Source organism: Xinfangfangia pollutisoli, from assembly GCF_020179405.1.
Taxonomy (GTDB): Bacteria; Pseudomonadota; Alphaproteobacteria; order Rhodobacterales; family Rhodobacteraceae; genus Pseudogemmobacter; species Pseudogemmobacter pollutisoli.
Genome location: NZ_JAICBZ010000002.1, coordinates 1 through 14723, shown reverse-complemented (window position 1 = coordinate 14723; position 14723 = coordinate 1). Strand labels below are relative to the sequence as shown.

14 protein-coding genes are annotated in these 14723 nt (G+C 66.4%); 6 read left to right on the top strand and 8 right to left on the bottom strand.

Annotation, left to right across the window (positions count from 1 at the left end; translation table 11 throughout):
* Window positions 1–36: 36 nt before the first annotated feature.
* Genes K1Y73_RS01065 through gyrA form a run of 3 tightly spaced genes read right to left on the bottom strand, consistent with a single transcriptional unit; the run spans window position 37 to window position 3429 of the window.
* Window positions 37–387, bottom strand: a complete 351-nt coding sequence (locus K1Y73_RS01065; protein ID WP_225026060.1) for a DUF6614 family protein — start codon at window positions 385–387, stop codon at window positions 37–39.
* Between the two features lie 38 nt (window positions 388–425).
* The gene (locus K1Y73_RS01060) at window positions 426–722 is read right to left on the bottom strand and encodes a hypothetical protein (protein ID WP_225026059.1); all 297 of its coding nucleotides are present in this window, start codon (window positions 720–722) and stop codon (window positions 426–428) included.
* Entirely contained in the window at window positions 709–3429 is a 2721-nt protein-coding gene (gene gyrA, locus K1Y73_RS01055) for a DNA gyrase subunit A (RefSeq protein ID WP_225026058.1), read from the bottom strand. Before gyrA ends, K1Y73_RS01060 begins: the two co-directional genes overlap by 14 nt.
* Window positions 3430–3632: 203 nt before the next feature.
* Between gyrA and K1Y73_RS01050 the strand changes: the two genes are divergently transcribed.
* Together K1Y73_RS01050 and K1Y73_RS01045 are read left to right on the top strand one after the other, a co-directional pair.
* A complete protein-coding gene (locus K1Y73_RS01050) occupies window positions 3633–3902 on the top strand; it encodes an usg protein (RefSeq protein WP_225026057.1) in 270 nt (89 codons plus the stop codon).
* Window positions 3903–3950: 48 nt separating this feature from the next.
* Window positions 3951–4994: a lysine-2,3-aminomutase-like protein gene (locus tag K1Y73_RS01045; protein WP_225026056.1), complete on the top strand. Its 1044-nt coding sequence runs from the start codon at window positions 3951–3953 to the stop codon at window positions 4992–4994.
* Between the two features lie 68 nt (window positions 4995–5062).
* On the opposite strand, the gene rocF is transcribed toward K1Y73_RS01045, so the two are convergent.
* Window positions 5063–5986 carry an arginase gene (gene rocF, locus K1Y73_RS01040; RefSeq protein ID WP_225026055.1) on the bottom strand — a complete coding sequence of 308 codons (924 nt, stop codon included), beginning with the start codon at window positions 5984–5986 and terminating at the stop codon, window positions 5063–5065.
* Between the two features lie 111 nt (window positions 5987–6097).
* Between rocF and K1Y73_RS01035 the strand changes: the two genes are divergently transcribed.
* Genes K1Y73_RS01035 through K1Y73_RS01020 form a run of 4 tightly spaced genes read left to right on the top strand, consistent with a single transcriptional unit; the run spans window position 6098 to window position 9814 of the window.
* Complete coding sequence (locus tag K1Y73_RS01035) at window positions 6098–7246, top strand: DNA polymerase III subunit delta' (protein WP_225026054.1); 1149 nt, start codon at window positions 6098–6100, stop codon at window positions 7244–7246.
* Window positions 7246–8076 carry a TatD family hydrolase gene (locus K1Y73_RS01030; RefSeq protein WP_225026053.1) on the top strand — a complete coding sequence of 277 codons (831 nt, stop codon included), beginning with the start codon at window positions 7246–7248 and terminating at the stop codon, window positions 8074–8076. Before K1Y73_RS01035 ends, K1Y73_RS01030 begins: the two co-directional genes overlap by 1 nt.
* On the top strand, window positions 8076–8879 hold the full coding sequence (locus K1Y73_RS01025) for an MBL fold metallo-hydrolase (RefSeq protein WP_225026052.1): 804 nt from the start codon (window positions 8076–8078) through the stop codon (window positions 8877–8879). Before K1Y73_RS01030 ends, K1Y73_RS01025 begins: the two co-directional genes overlap by 1 nt.
* A complete protein-coding gene (locus K1Y73_RS01020) occupies window positions 8876–9814 on the top strand; it encodes an AEC family transporter (RefSeq protein WP_225026051.1) in 939 nt (312 codons plus the stop codon). Before K1Y73_RS01025 ends, K1Y73_RS01020 begins: the two co-directional genes overlap by 4 nt.
* Window positions 9815–9890: 76 nt before the next feature.
* Here K1Y73_RS01020 and K1Y73_RS01015 read toward each other — a convergent pair whose 3' ends face one another.
* The 4 genes from K1Y73_RS01015 to K1Y73_RS01000 form a co-directional block, all read right to left on the bottom strand.
* On the bottom strand, window positions 9891–10823 hold the full coding sequence (locus K1Y73_RS01015) for an ABC transporter permease (RefSeq protein ID WP_225026050.1): 933 nt from the start codon (window positions 10821–10823) through the stop codon (window positions 9891–9893).
* A 6-nt stretch (window positions 10824–10829) separates the two neighbouring features.
* Window positions 10830–12083: an ABC transporter permease gene (locus K1Y73_RS01010; protein WP_225026049.1), complete on the bottom strand. Its 1254-nt coding sequence runs from the start codon at window positions 12081–12083 to the stop codon at window positions 10830–10832.
* 67 nt (window positions 12084–12150) lie between these two features.
* Window positions 12151–13227 carry an ABC transporter substrate-binding protein gene (locus K1Y73_RS01005; protein ID WP_225026048.1) on the bottom strand — a complete coding sequence of 359 codons (1077 nt, stop codon included), beginning with the start codon at window positions 13225–13227 and terminating at the stop codon, window positions 12151–12153.
* Between the two features lie 81 nt (window positions 13228–13308).
* Window positions 13309–14409, bottom strand: coding sequence for an ABC transporter ATP-binding protein (locus K1Y73_RS01000; RefSeq protein WP_225026047.1), 1101 nt, complete (start codon window positions 14407–14409; stop codon window positions 13309–13311).
* Window positions 14410–14723: the final 314 nt, after the last annotated feature.

Here is a 14723-nt window from a genome sequence, read left to right as displayed (position 1 = left end):
GCTCACCCCGGGATATTTCGGGACAGATGAAACGGATCAGATCAGGGCGATGCGTTCGCGTTGCGACGGGTCGGGATAGGGCCGGTAAAGTCCGACTTCGGCGCTGGCGATCATGCCATGCATCTGGTCGTAGCGGCGTTGGGCATCGTCATCCGACATGGCGAGCGCCGAGAAGGCCGCGTCCAGCGTGGCAAGGCCCGGGATTTCGATTTCCAGAAGGAAATCGGAATGCGCGCCCGAGGCGAGGCCGAATTTGCGCCGCATCAGCCGCCAGCCGCTGATCAGGCCCTGGCCCTGCAGCGCGTCCAGCCAATGCTGCGCCGCCTGGGCAAAGGCCAGGGCGCGGGCTTCGGGCCGCAGTTCGATCAGGCAATGATAGAGGTTCATGCGCGGGGCTCCTTGCGGCACAGTCTGGCCGCAAAGGGTTACCGGCCGCTTAAGCGCCGCCGCTGGTCGGCAGTGAAGCCGGCGGGGTCGGAAATGTCATGGCCCAGATCCGCCGCCTTGTCGAAAAAGCCGCGCGCCGGCAGGCCGTCGCCCAGCCGGGCCCGCAAAAGGGCCGCGCGCAGCGGGCGGCCCTGGTCGGTATCCTGTTCCATCAGCATCTCAAGCGCCGCGGTCAGGGCGCCCAGGCGCAGGCCCAGATCGCGGGCCAGCGCGCCATAGGTTTCCGTCGCGCCCGCGGCGGCAAGCGCCGCGAGCCGGGCCTCAAGCGGGCTCATCGCCCTGTTCCGCCACCCGGGCGACCGAGACCACTTCCTCATCCGCCGCAACGTTGAAGACCCGGACCCCGCCGGCCGAACGCGAGCGGAAGCTTACCTGTTCCACCGGCGTGCGGATCGACTGGCCGGTCGAGGTGGCCAGCATGATCTGGTCGGACAGATCCACCGGGAAGGCCGCGACGATGCGGCCGCCGCGCGGACCGGGCGAGATCGCCTTCACGCCCATGCCGCCCCGGCCGCGCACCGGATAGTCATGCGAGGAAGACAGCTTGCCCGACCCGCCGGCGGTGATGGTCAGGATCAGATCCTCGGCCGCCGACATTTCGGCATAGCGTTCGGGCGACAGCTGGCCCGCCGCCACGGCCTCTTCGTCCTCATCCGCGGCCTCGTCCTCGGTCACACCGGCCATCAGGCGGCGCTGCTTCAGATAGGCGGCGCGTTCTTCGGGCGTCGCGTCGAAATGGCGGATGATCGCCATCGAGACCACGCTGTCCTCGGCGCCCAGACGGATCCCGCGCACCCCGGTCGAGCCGCGCGACTTGAAGACGCGGATCTCGGTCGTGGGGAAGCGGATGGCGCGGCCGCCGCGGGTGACCAGCATCACATCGTCGCGGTCATCGGCAATGGCGGCATTCACCAGCGTCACGCCCTCGGGCAGTTTCATCGCGATCTTGCCGTTGCGCATGACATTGGTGAAATCCGACAGGTCGTTCTGCCGCACATCGCCATCCGAGGTTGCGAAGACGATCTGCAGCTTGTCCCATTCGTCTTCCGGCACATCGACCGGCATCAGCGCGGCGATCGACACGCCCGGCTCGATCGGCAGGATATTGACCAGCGCCTTGCCCTTGGCGGTGCGGCCGGCCACCGGCAGGCGCCAGCATTTCAGCTTGTAGACCATGCCGGTGGTGGTGAAGAACAACAGCCAGGTATGGGTATTGGCAACGAAAAGCGTCGTCACCACGTCGTCTTCCTTGGTGGCCATGGAAGACAGGCCCTTGCCGCCGCGGTTCTGGCTGCGGAACTCGGCCAAAGGCGTGCGCTTGATATAGCCGCCCGAGGTGATGGTGACGACCATGTCCTCGCGCTCGATCAGATCCTCGTCATCCATATCGCCTTCCCAATCGGCGATTTCGGTGCGACGGGGCACGGCGAAGGCGGCTTTGACCTCGCGCAATTCATCCGAGATGATCCCCATGATCCGGTCGCGCGACGACAGGATGTCGAGGTAATCCTTGATCTTGGCGGCCAGCTCTTCCAGCTCGTCCGTCACTTCCTTGACGCCCAGGGCGGTCAGGCGCTGCAGGCGCAGTTCCAGAATGGCGCGGGCCTGCACTTCGGACAGGTTATAGGTGCCGTCCTCGTTGATCGTATGGGTCGGATCGTCGATCAGGCGGATGTAATCGGCGATGGAATGGGCGGGCCAGCGCCGGGTCATCAGCCGCTCGCGCGCTTCCGAGGGATCGGCGGAAGACCGGATCGTGGCGACGACTTCGTCGACATTGGTCACGGCCACGGCCAGACCGCACAGGATATGGCTGCGCTCGCGCGCCTTGCGCAGTTCGAACGCGGTGCGGCGGGCCACCACCTCCTCGCGGAAGGTGATGAAATGCGCCAGGAAATCGCGCAGCGTCAGGGTTTCGGGCCGGCCGCCATTCAGCGCCAGCATGTTGCAGCCGAAGGAAATCTGCATCGGCGTGAAACGCCAAAGCTGGTTCAGCACCACGTCGGGCGTGGCGTCGCGCTTCAGCTCGATCACCACCCGCACCCCGGCGCGGTCGGATTCGTCGGCGACATTCGAGATGCCGTCGATGCGCTTTTCGCGGATCGTCTCGGCGATGCGTTCCACCATCGAGGCCTTGTTCACCTGATAGGGAATCTCGTCGACGATGATCGCCCAGCGGTCCTTGCGGATTTCCTCGACATGGGTTTTCGCCCGCACGATGACCGAGCCGCGGCCTTCCAGATAGGCCTTGCGCGCGCCGGAGCGGCCCAGGATCATCCCGCCCGTGGGGAAATCGGGCGCGGGCACGATCTCCATCAGCGCTTCCATGGAAATGTCGGGCGTGTCGATCAGCGCCAGCGTGGCGTCGATCACCTCGCCCAGGTTATGCGGCGGGATGCGGGTCGCCATGCCGACGGCAATGCCCTCGGCGCCATTGACCAGCATATTGGGGAAGCGCGCCGGAAGAACCGTGGGCTCGCGGTCCTTGCCGTCGTAATTGTCCTGGAAATCGACCGTGTCCTTGTCGATATCGGCCAGAAGGAAGGTGGCGGGCTTGTCCATCCGCACTTCGGTATAGCGCATGGCGGCCGGCATATCGCCGTCCATCGAGCCGAAATTCCCTTGCCCGTCCAACAGCTTCAGCGACATCGAGAAGGGCTGCGCCATCCGCACCAGCGCGTCGTAGATCGCGCTGTCGCCATGCGGGTGATATTTCCCCATCGTGTCGCCCACCGGGCGGGCCGATTTGCGATAGGCCTTGTCGGGCGTGTTGCCGACTTCCTGCATTGCATAAAGAATACGCCGATGCACCGGCTTCAGCCCGTCGCGCAGATCGGGGATCGCGCGGCTGACGATGACCGACATCGCATAGTCCAGATAGGCCGTGCGCATTTCCTGCGCGATGTCGATCTGGGGGCCGTCATGCACGGGCCGCTCGGGCAAATCGCCAGTGATTCCAGTATCTTCGGGGGTATCGGCCACGGTCTGTCCTGCCTGGATCGCGGGCCCCTTCGCCGGGCCCAGATATTGTTGCGGCGACCTTACACCATCCCATTCCTTGGGTGCAAGGCAGAGGGGGCGGCGCTGGCAGCACTCAGGCCGCCCGAGTGATACAACGTTGAAATCGTTGAACGATTTGTAAACCCTGGCATGATTTCCTTGCGACAAGGAAAGGAGTTGCGCCCATGGGTCACAGCGAGACGGAACTGATGCTGAAGGGCTACGGGATGACCACGGCCGAAATCTTCTACCGGATGCCGGATTACCGCAATGTTATCAACACCTTCGTCTGGCAGCACATGGATCTGGCGCCCGATTACCCGGAACTGTTCCGGTTCATCGAATTCTGGCAGGGCAATATCGAGGGCCCGCTGCATTCGGTGCGCTTCACCCACCGCAAGCTGATCGGGCCCGGCGAATGGCGCCATGTGGTGGGCGAGTTCCCCATCCATTAAGCGCAGCAGGCTTGCGGCTTCGGCCACGCGGCTGTAGCTGCGCGGCCCATGACCGCGCATCGCCCCCCTGCCCGACCCGCCGCCGCCACCAGCATTCAGGCGCTGCAGGATCTGGGCCTGACCGCGCCCGCCGATCGCGCCGCGCTGGAGGCGGTGGAAACCGCCTTCCGCGTGCGCGTCAGCCCCGAGATGCTGGCCGTGGCAGCGCCCGGGGTGCAGGCGCAATTCCTGCCCGATCCGCGCGAATTGCAGCTGCGCCCCGAGGAACTGGCAGATCCGATCGGCGATGATGCGCATCGTCCCGTGCCGGGCCTGACCCATCGCTATCCCGACCGCGCCATCCTGCATGCGACCCAGACCTGCGAGGTCTATTGCCGCTTCTGCTTTCGCCGCGAAACCGTGGGCGAGACGGGCACTCTGGCCGAGGCCGAATTCGACCGGGTGATCGCCTATCTGCGCGAAACCCCGGCAGTGCGCGAGGTGATCTTCACCGGCGGCGACCCGCTCAGCCTGTCGCCGCGCCGGCTGGGGGCGATGCTTGACCGGCTGGAGACGGTTGAAACGGTCGAACTGGTGCGCTTCCATACCCGCGTGCCGGTCGTGGCGCCGGGGAAGGTGACCGAGGCGCTGGCCGAAGTGCTGGATCGCCGCCTGCCGGTCTGGCTGGTCCTGCATGTGAACCATGCCGAGGAACTGACACCCGCCGCCGGGGCGGCCCTGCGCCGCTTGAACCGCGCAGGCGTGCCCTTGCTGTCACAGACGGTGTTGCTGAAGGGGGTGAATGCCGAGGCGGGCGTCTTGGAAGACCTGTTCCGCGCCCTGCTGCGGCATCGGGTAAAACCCTATTACCTGCACCATCCCGATCTGGCCAAGGGCACCGGCCATTTCCGCCTGACCCTGGCCGAGGGCCAGGCGATCATGGCAGCGCTGCGCGGGCGGCTGACCGGGATAGGCCAGCCGCTTTACGTGCTGGATATCCCCGGCGGCCATGGCAAGGTGCCGGTGGGCCCCGGCTATCTGCAGCCCGATGGCGCAGGCGCCTGGCTGGTGACCGATCCGCAGGGGCGCCTGCATTCCTATCGGGATCTTTAGGGCGACGCACGCCCGGGGGCTCTGCCCCCGGACCCCCGGGATATTTTTGCAGAGAGGAAGGCAGCGGGCTATTTCGCGCGGGTGGGCCGGTCAAAGACCTTCTTGCCCATCAGGCTGCCGACCAGATCGACCATCAGCCGCGCCGTCATGCCGCGATCGTCGAGGAACGGGTTCAGCTCGACCAGATCCAGGCTGGTGACCAGGCCCGATTCATGCAGCAATTCCATCACCAGATGCGCCTCGCGGAAGGTGGTGCCGCCCGGCACCGTCGTGCCGACCGCAGGCGCGATGGAAGGGTCGAGGAAATCGACATCCAGCGAGACATGCAGCATGCCCCCCTCGCGCCGGCAGCGGTTCAGGAAGTCGCGCAAGGGCTTGACGATGCCGTGTTCGTCGATCACCCGCATGTCATTGGGCTGGATGCCGCGCTCGGCCATGCCCTGTTCCTCGGCCGGATCGACCGAGCGGATGCCGAACATGCAGATCCGCGCCGCCGGCACCGGGGCGGGAAAGGCCGGGAAAGCATCGAAGCCCGCGCGGCCGTTGATATAGGCCAGCGGCGTGCCGTGCAGATTGCCCGAGGTGGTGGTCAGGGGCGTGTGGAAATCGGAATGCGCATCCAGCCACAACAGAAACAGCGGCCGGTCCTGACCGGCGGCAAAGGCCGCGGCACCGGCCACCGATCCCAGCGCCAGCGAATGATCGCCGCCCAGGATCACCGGAAAGCCGCCCAGGGCCAGCGCCTCTTCCACCCTTTCGCGCAGAACTTCGGTCCAGCCCAGCGTCTCGGCCAGCGAATGCACCGCCGGATTGGGGCTGGTCACCTGTTGCAGAGCCGGCAGCTTCAGATCGCCCCAGTCTTCGACCGCATGGCCCTCGGCGGCGATTTCGCGCGCGATCCCCGCCACGCGATAGGCGGCCGGGCCCATCAGGCAGCCGGGGCGTTTCTGGCCAGTGTCGATCGGGGCGCCGATCAGGATGGTGCGGGTCATCGCGGTCTCCGTTGCATTTGCCGCCAGAATGGCACGGCGCGCGGCCGGCGGCCACTGCTGCGCGGCATCTGCCCCTTTCCCCGCGCCGCCGCCCGTGGCATGTCTGGCGCCATGGCCGCGACCGATCCCCTGCCCGAGCCCGACCGACTGGCCGGCGCCCCGCATCCGCGCGACACCGCCCGGGTCTTCGGACAGGCGGCGGCCGAGGCGGAGTTTCTGGATGCCTTCCGCCAGGGGCGACTGCACCATGCCTGGATGCTGACCGGCGCGCGCGGTCTGGGCAAAGCCACGCTGGCCTGGCGGATCGCGCTGTTCCTGCTGGCCACGCCCGAGGAGGACGGGGGCGGGGGGGGCGGGCTGTTCGGCGCACCCGTGCCGCCGCAGACGCTGGACATCGACCGCGACCATCCGGTCGCCCGCCGGCTGCGCGCCCTGGCCGAGCCGCGCGCCTTCCTGCTGCGCCGCGCCCCGAACGACAAGGCAAGCGCCCTGGCCCAGGTGATCACCATCGGCGAAGTGCGCCGGCTGCGCGACTTCCTGGGGCTCAGCGCCGCGGATGGCGGGCGGCGGGTCGTCATCGTCGACAGTCTGGACGAGATGAATGTCGCCGCGGCGAACGGGCTTCTGAAGATGCTGGAGGAGCCGCCGAAAGGCGTGACCTTCCTTCTGGTCTCGCATCAGCCGGCGCGGCTTTTGCCGACGATCCGCTCGCGCTGCCGGGAATTGCGCCTGGCCCCCCTGGCGCCCGAGGCGCTGGCCGCGGCCCTGGCCCAGGCGGGCGCCGATGTGGCGCCGGGGGCCGAGGTGGCGCTGGCGGAACTGGCCGGTGGCTCGGCCGGCGAGGCGTTCCGGATGACCGAGCTGGACGGGTTGCAGCTTTATGCCCGGCTGGTGGCCTTGCTGGCCGACCTGCCGGGGCTGGACCGGCCGCGGCTGGCCGCGCTGGCCGATGCGGCCGCGGCCCGTGGCGCGGCCGAGACCTTCGATCTGATCCTGGCGCTTCTGGATCTGTTCCTGTCGCGGCTGGCGCGCGCCGCCGCCAGCCGCCAATTGCCGCCCGAAGCCGCGCCGGGCGAGGCCGCGCTTTTCACCCGGCTCGCCCCCGATCTGCGCGCCGCCCGGCTTTGGGCCGAACAGGCGCAGGGCCTGACCCAGCGCGCCCGCCGCGGCAAGGCCGTGAACCTTGACCCTGCCGCCCTTCTGATGGATATCCTGTTCCGGATCGACGAGACGGCGGGACAGCTCGCCACCCCAGGATGATGTCCCCCGCAACGCCCCCCTCTCTGCCGCCGCTGCCCGATCTTGTGGACAGCCATTGCCATCTGGATTTCCCGGATTTCGACGCCGAACGCGACGCGGTGATCGCGCGCGCCCAGGCTGCGGGTGTCACGCGCATGGTGTCGATCTGCACCCGCAAAAGCGCGATCCCGAAGGTGCGCGGCATTGCCGAGGCACATGAGGGCATCTTCTGGGCCTATGGGCTGCATCCGATGAGCGTGGGGCAAGAAGCCCCTGTCACGCTGGACGAGCTGATTGAGGTCGCCCGCCACCCCAAGCTGGTGGCGATCGGCGAGACCGGGCTTGATTACCATTACACGCCCGACAGCGCCGAGGCGCAGAAGCAAAGCCTGCGAATCCATATCGAAGCGGCGCAGGAAACCGGCCTGCCGCTGGTGATCCATGCCCGCGCCGCCGATGCCGATATGGAGACGATCCTGGCCGAGGGCCATGCGCGCAAGCCCTATGCTTGCGTGATGCATTGCTTTTCTTCCGGGCCGCGTCTGGCCGAAGCCGCGCTTGAGATGGGCTTCTACCTGTCGATGTCGGGGATTGCCGCCTTCCCGAAAAGCCAGGATCTGCGCGACATCTTCGCGCGTGCCCCGCTTGACCGGATCCTGGTGGAAACCGACAGCCCCTATCTGGCGCCGCCTCCCTTCCGCGGCCGCCGCAACGAGCCGGCCTATGTCGCCCATACCGCCCGTGCCGGCGCCCAGGTCTTCGGCCTGACCGAGGCCGAGTTCCGCGCCGCGACCAGCGCCAATTTCGACCGGCTGTTCCGCAAGGCGGCCCGCGCCACGAAAGCGGCCTGATGGCGCGGCTTCGCTTCACCATTCTGGGCTGCGGATCCTCTGGCGGCGTGCCGCGGCTGGGCGGCGAATGGGGGGAATGCGACCCTGCCAATCCGAAGAACCGCCGCCGGCGCTGCTCGCTTCTGGTGCGGCGCGAGACGGAATCCGGCACGACCACCGTGCTGATCGACACCTCGCCCGACATGCGCGAGCAATTGCTTGATGCCGGGATCGGCCGGCTGGATGCCGTGGTCTATACCCATTCGCATGCCGACCACATGCACGGCATCGACGATCTGCGCCAGGTCACCTTCAACATCCGCCGCCGCCTGCCGGTCTGGGCCGACGGGCCGACGCAAGAGGCGCTGCTGGCGCGGTTCGGCTATGCTTTCGTGCAGCCCGAGGGCAGCCCCTATCCGCCGATCCTGGATCTGAACACCATCTCGGGGCCGATCCGCGTGACCGGCGCGGGGGGCGAAATCGTGCTGGTGCCCTTCTCGGCCAATCACGGCACGATGGATGCGCTGGGCTTCCGCATCGGCGGGCTGGCCTATCTTCCCGATGCGGTGGCGATCCCCGAGGAAAGCTGGCCGCTTCTGCAGGGCTTGGACTGCTGGATCGTCGACGCGCTGCGCCGCAAGCCGCATCCGACCCATGCCCATCTGGCGCTGACGCTGGACTGGATCGCCCGCGCCCAGCCGCGCCAGGCGGTGCTGACCAATATGCATGTCGACCTTGATTATCTTGCGGTCGATGCCGAAACCCCCGATCACGTCATCCCCGCCTATGACGGGCTTGAGATCAGCTTCGAGACCCCGGCGTGAGCGCCCTGATCGACGTCATCCTGCCGGTCTTCCTGGTGATCGGTTTCGGCTATGTCGCGGCGCGCTGGCTGGGTTTTTCCGAAGCGGCGGTCGACGGGCTGATGCGTTTCGCGCAAAGCTTCGCGATCCCCTGCCTGCTGTTCAAGTCGATCGCGACGCTGGACCTGAACGCCTCGGCCGAGATCGGCCTGTTCCTGTCCTTCTATATCGGCGCCTTCACCTGCTTCTTCCTGGGGTTTTTCGGCGCAAGGCTGATCTTCGGCCGCCCGCTGGAAGATTGTGTGGCGATCGGCTTTGCCTGCCTGTTCTCGAATTCGCTGCTTCTGGGCGTGCCGATCACCGAACGCGCCTATGGGCCCGAGGCGCTGGCGGGCAATTTCACCATCATCTCGCTGCATTCGCCGATCTTCTACGCCTTCGGCATCGTGATGATGGAACTGGCGCGGTCGCGCGGCCGGCTGTCGGCGCCGGGCGCGCTGGTGCGGCAGATCCTGCGCGGCATCTTCTCGCAGCCGCTGGTGATCGGGGTTCTGTCGGGCATCGCTTTCAACCTGTCGGGGCTTGAGATCCCCGGGGTGATGGGCGGCGCGCTGGATCTGGTGTCGCGCGCGGCGGTGCCGGCGGCACTGTTCGGGTTGGGAGGCGTGCTGCTGCGCTACAAGCCCGAGGGTGACATGGCGACCATCGCCATGGTCTGCGCCCTGTCGGTGGTGATCCATCCGGCGATCACCTATGCGCTGGGCCGCTGGGCCTTTGCGCTGGACCGCGACCAGCTGCGCTCGGCGGTGATGACCGCCTCGATGGCGCCGGGGGTGAATGCCTATCTGTTTGCGCATTTCTACGGCGTGGCAAAGCGGGTCAACGCTTCGGCGGTGCTGATCGGCACCTCGACCTCGATCCTGACGATCTGGGTCTGGCTGCACATCCTGCCCTGAGACCCGCGCCAGCTTGCCGGGCGCGCCCCGATTTTCGGCGAAAATCGGACGCCCGCCCCGGCGGGCGCGGCCAGCCTCAGCGGCCAGTCACCCCGCGCAGCCGGTCCGACCGGCGCCGCAGCAGTTCCACCGTGGCCAGAAGCCCGATCGAGATCACCACAAGGATCGTCGCCACCGCCAGGATCGCCGGGCTGATCTGCTCGCGGATGCCGTTCCACATCTGCCGCGGGATGGTCTGCTGGTCGGGCCCGGCCAGGAACAGCACCGCCACCACCTCGTCGAACGAGGTGACAAAGGCGAACAGCGCACCCGAGATCACGCCGGGCAGGATCAGGGGCATGATCACCTTGAAGAAGGTGGTGCGCGGATTGGCCCCCAGGCTGGCCGCGGCGCGGATCAGCGACTGGTCGAAGCCCGACAGCGTGGCCGTGACGGTGATGATCACGAAGGGAATGCCCAGCGCGGTATGGGCCAGGATCACCCCCAGATAGGTGCTGGTCAGCCGCCCGCAGCTAAGCCCCACCACCCCGCAGGGGTTCGAGTAGAAGAAGAACAGCCCCGTCGCGATGATGATGATCGGCACGATCATCGGCGAGATCAGCACCGCCATGATCACCCGCCGATAGGGCATTTCCGGCCGCGACAGGCCCAGGGCCGCCAAAGTGCCCAGCACGGTCGCAAAGACCGTCGCCCAAAGCCCGATCCAGACCGAATTCTTCGCCGCCTTCACCCAGGCCGCATTGCGCCACATGTCGCCAAACCAGCTGCCATCGCGCGGCGCCTCGGGCGCCTGCATGCCATAGGTCAGCAATTCGTCATACCAGCGCCCGCCCAGGCCCCCCGGCTCCAGCATCTTCCAGGAAAAGCTGAAATAGGGCTCGGTGTTGAAGGACAGCGGGATGACGATCAGGATCGGCGAGATCAGGAAGATGAAGATCGCGACGCAGATCACCAGATAGGCGTAATGCCAGGCGCGCTCCAGCGGGCTTGCATAGGTGGGAAGGGCCATGTCGCGTTACCCGAGCTTGAGTTTGTCGATGCCGACCAGACGGTCGTACAGCCAGTACAACAGCAGAACCCCCAGAAGCAGCATCGCCGAAAGCGCCGCCGCCATCGACCAGTTGGACTTGGTCATGTGGAACTGGATCAGGTTCGAAAACAGCTGCCCATCGGCGCCGCCGACCAGGGCAGGCGTGATGTAATAGCCGACCGCCAGGATGAACACCAAAAGCGCCCCCGCCCCGATCCCCGGCAGGGTCTGCGGCAGGTAGATGCGGCGGAAGGTCGTCCAGCTGGTGGCCCCCAGGCTGCGCGCAGCGCGGGCATAGCTGGGCGGGATCACCCGCATCACCGAATAAAGCGGCAGGATCATGAAGGGCAGCAGGATATGCACCATGACGATGATCGTGCCGGTCTGGTTGTACATCATCGACAGGCGGCTTTCGTCCTTGATCAGGCCCAGCGCCACCAGCGTGTTGTTCACCACACCCTGCCCCTGCAACAGCACCATCCAGCTGGTGGTGCGCACCAGAAGCGAGGTCCAGAACGGCAGCAGCACCAGGATCATCAAGAGATTGGCCTTGGCCATCGGCAGCGTCGCCAGCAGATGCGCCACCGGAAAGGCCAAGAGCAGGCAGATGAAGGTGATCAGCGCCGACAGCGCGAAGGTCTTGAGATAGAGATAGACATAAATCCGCTCTTTCGGCGGCACCCGCTCGATCCCGCCATCGGCGGTGCGCTCCATGTCCAGACCGCTGAGATAGAAGTCGCTCGTATAGGCCGACGAGGCGGACCGCATCGCCTCCCAGACCAGCGGATCGCCCCATTTCGCATCGACCGCCAGCAGCGCCTCGCGATAGGGCGGCGCCAGATCATCGGCGACCCGCGCGGTCTTGGTGAACAGGGACCGCGATTCCGGCAGGGTGTAATTCACCCGCGTTCCGGCCTCGCCCGCGGTCTTGGCGGCCTTCATCGCCTTGAAATCCTCGGCCAGGGCGGCATAGGCCGCCTCGTCCGGCGCGGTGCCCGCAGGATGCGCGGCCAGCCAGGCCGACACCGCGGGCGCATTGGCCGAAAACCCGTCATGATAGACGGATCGGTGCAGCATCTGCCCGATCGGCACCACGAAGGTCAAAAGCACGAACAGCAGCAGCGGCAGCACCAGAAGAAAGGCGCGTCGCTTGGCGCGGACCTGCGCCGCGGCCAGCGCCGATTTCAGCGGGCGCCCGTCGGCGGTGGTCAGAAGGGCGTTGGCGGCGAGGTCGGTCATTCTGGGCTCTGTCCGGCGGAAGCAGAAGGAAAGGTCGGGGCCGGCGGATGCGCCGGCCCCTGCCGTCTCAGTTGGAGGCAAGCCAGGCGTTGAACCGCTCGTTCAGCTCGGCATCCTTGTCGACCCAGAATTCGAAGTTCGATTCCAGGGCATTGGTCATGTTCTCGGGCGCGGTCGGCAGATGCGGCCCCATGACGGTCTTGCCGTCATTGAACAAAAGCTCGTCCTTCAGCGCCGATTTCCGCGCCGGACCATACGAGATGTATTGCGCCTGCGCGCGCAGCCCTTCGGTCGAAGTGGCGTATTTCACGAATTCCAGCGCATCCTCCATATGGGGGGCGCCCTTCGGGATCACATACATTTCGTTTTCGTAGATCTGGCCATCCCAGATGATCGAGAACGGCTTGCCCTCGGTGATCACCGCATTGAAGATCCGGCCGTTATAGGCGGTGGTCATCGCCACTTCGCCATCGGCCAGCAGCTGCGGCGGCTGGGCGCCAGCTTCCCACCAGACCACGTCCTTCTTGATCGTGTCCAGCTTGGCAAAGGCGCGGTCCACCCCCTCGGGCGTCGACAGCGTCGCATAGACTTCCGAGGCCGGAACCCCGTCGCCCAGCAGCGCGAATTCCAGCACCGCCTTGGCGCCCTTCTTCAGGCCGCGCTTGCCGGGGAATTTCTCGAGATCGAAGAAATCGGCCACGGTCTTCGGCGCGGCATCGCCCGAGAATTTCGTCGAATCATAGGCAAAGATATTGGCCCAGATGTCGGTCGACACGCCGCAATCGGTGACGGCGCCGGCCAGGAAATCCTCGGCCGCGGGCGTGCCATCGGCCCCGGCGGGCAGGCTGTTGATGTCGATCGGCTCCAGCAGGCCCTCGTCGCACAGCCGGATCGCATCGGCATATTCCACCGAGGCCACGTCGACCGTCACATTGCCGGCCTCGACCTGCGCCTTGATCGGGGTGGCGGGGTTGTCGCTGTCGGTCATCGTGGTCGGGATGCCGGTCTTGGCGGTGAAGGGCTTCAGATGCGCCTCGGTCTGGGCCCCGCCATAGGACCCGCCCCAGGACAGCACCACGACCTCGGCATTGGCCGCATAGGCCATGCCGCACAGCGCGGTGGACAGGATCAGGATTTTCTTCATCTGGTCACTCCCATGTTGAACCGGATTTTTCTGGTCTTGGCCGCGCCGCGGCGAACGGAGCGGCGGTCGTTTCCGCAAGGATCAGGGATCCAGCGCGCGGGCATCCTGCGGATGCCAGCCCACCTTGATCGCCTCGCCGGGCGCCAGACGGGTCTGGCCCTGGGTGTTGCGCATCTTCATGACAAAGCCGTCCTGCCCCGCGACCCGCAGCACCGCGCGCAGGATGTCGCCCATATAGATGACCTCGGTCACCACCGCGTCCAGCGTATGGGCGCCCTCGGGCATCATCGAGGGCTTGAACTCCACCCGTTCGGGCCGGATCGAGACCAGGGTCTTCTGGCCCTTTTCCCTGACATTCACAGGGGTTGCGTCGATCAGCTCACCCGTGGGCAGCCGCACCAGCGCCCGGTCGCCCGACAGATCCTCGATCGTGCCCAGAAGCTTGTTGTTCTCGCCGATGAAGCCCGCGACAAAGCTGTTGTCGGGCCGTTCATACAGATCGGCCGGCGGCGCCAGCTGCTGGATGCGCCCGTCATTGAAAACGGCGATCCGGTCCGACATGGTCAGCGCCTCGCCCTGGTCATGGGTCACATAGACGACCGTGATGCCCAGGCTTTCATGCAGGTGCTTGATTTCAAACTGCATATGTTCGCGCAGCTGCTTGTCCAGCGCGCCCAAGGGCTCGTCCATCAAGACCAGCTGCGGGTCGAAGACCAGCGCGCGGGCCAGCGCGATGCGCTGCTGCTGGCCGCCCGACAATTGCGCCGGCCGGCGGTTGGCGAAGGCGCCCATCTGCACCATGTCCAGCGCGCGCTTGATCTTTTCGTCGCGCTGCGACTTGCCCATGCCGCGCACTTCCAGCGGGAAGGACAGGTTCTCGCCCACCGTCATATGCGGAAACAGCGCATAGTTCTGGAACACCATCCCGATGCCGCGCTTGTGCGGCGGCACCTGGTTGATCGGGCGCCCGTCCAGCGTGATCTCGCCATGGGTCGCGGTCTCGAAGCCTGCCAGCATCATCAGGCAGGTCGTCTTGCCCGATCCCGAGGGCCCCAGCATGGTCAGGAATTCGCCCTTCGAGATCGTGAGGTTCAGATCCTTCACAACCAGCGAAACGCCGTCATAGCTTTTCTGCACATGTTCGAATGCGACGAATGCGTCGCTTTGGGCTGCTGCCGCCACCCTTGTCTCCCTGTGTCATGGCGGGTGTTCCCGCACTTGTTGTCTAGGACGTAAGCAAATGCCGCCGGGGTTTGCAACGCCCAAGTGGACGCAGCCGCACAAGCGCGGGGAATGCAGGAAAACGGCGCAAATCCTGAGGATTCTGCGGGAAATTTGTTCAAATGCCGAAGCCGAGGGCAGCACGCGGCCGCGGATCCGGGCTGTCGGGCAGATTCGCGCGCGGATCGGCGGGGCGGATTGCGGCCAGTCCGCGCAGGGCACGGCCCGACAGATGCGGCGCGGCGCGCGGGCCGTACAGCCGCGGCAGCAGCGCC

Bases quoted from the DNA above. Each gene is read 5' to 3' on its own strand.
- K1Y73_RS01030 (WP_225026053.1), top strand. From the start codon at position 7,246: ATGTCCCCCGCAACGCCCCCCTCTCTGCCGCCGCTGCCCGATCTTGTG.
- K1Y73_RS01050 (WP_225026057.1), top strand. From the start codon at position 3,633: ATGGGTCACAGCGAGACGGAACTGATGCTGAAGGGCTACGGGATGACC.
- K1Y73_RS01015 (WP_225026050.1), bottom strand. From the start codon at position 10,823: ATGGCCCTTCCCACCTATGCAAGCCCGCTGGAGCGCGCCTGGCATTAC.
- K1Y73_RS01060 (WP_225026059.1), bottom strand. From the start codon at position 722: ATGAGCCCGCTTGAGGCCCGGCTCGCGGCGCTTGCCGCCGCGGGCGCG.
- K1Y73_RS01025 (WP_225026052.1), top strand. From the start codon at position 8,076: ATGGCGCGGCTTCGCTTCACCATTCTGGGCTGCGGATCCTCTGGCGGC.
- K1Y73_RS01035 (WP_225026054.1), top strand. From the start codon at position 6,098: ATGGCCGCGACCGATCCCCTGCCCGAGCCCGACCGACTGGCCGGCGCC.
- K1Y73_RS01010 (WP_225026049.1), bottom strand. From the start codon at position 12,083: ATGACCGACCTCGCCGCCAACGCCCTTCTGACCACCGCCGACGGGCGC.
- rocF (WP_225026055.1), bottom strand. From the start codon at position 5,986: ATGACCCGCACCATCCTGATCGGCGCCCCGATCGACACTGGCCAGAAA.
- K1Y73_RS01045 (WP_225026056.1), top strand. From the start codon at position 3,951: ATGACCGCGCATCGCCCCCCTGCCCGACCCGCCGCCGCCACCAGCATT.
- K1Y73_RS01005 (WP_225026048.1), bottom strand. From the start codon at position 13,227: ATGAAGAAAATCCTGATCCTGTCCACCGCGCTGTGCGGCATGGCCTAT.
- K1Y73_RS01065 (WP_225026060.1), bottom strand. From the start codon at position 387: ATGAACCTCTATCATTGCCTGATCGAACTGCGGCCCGAAGCCCGCGCC.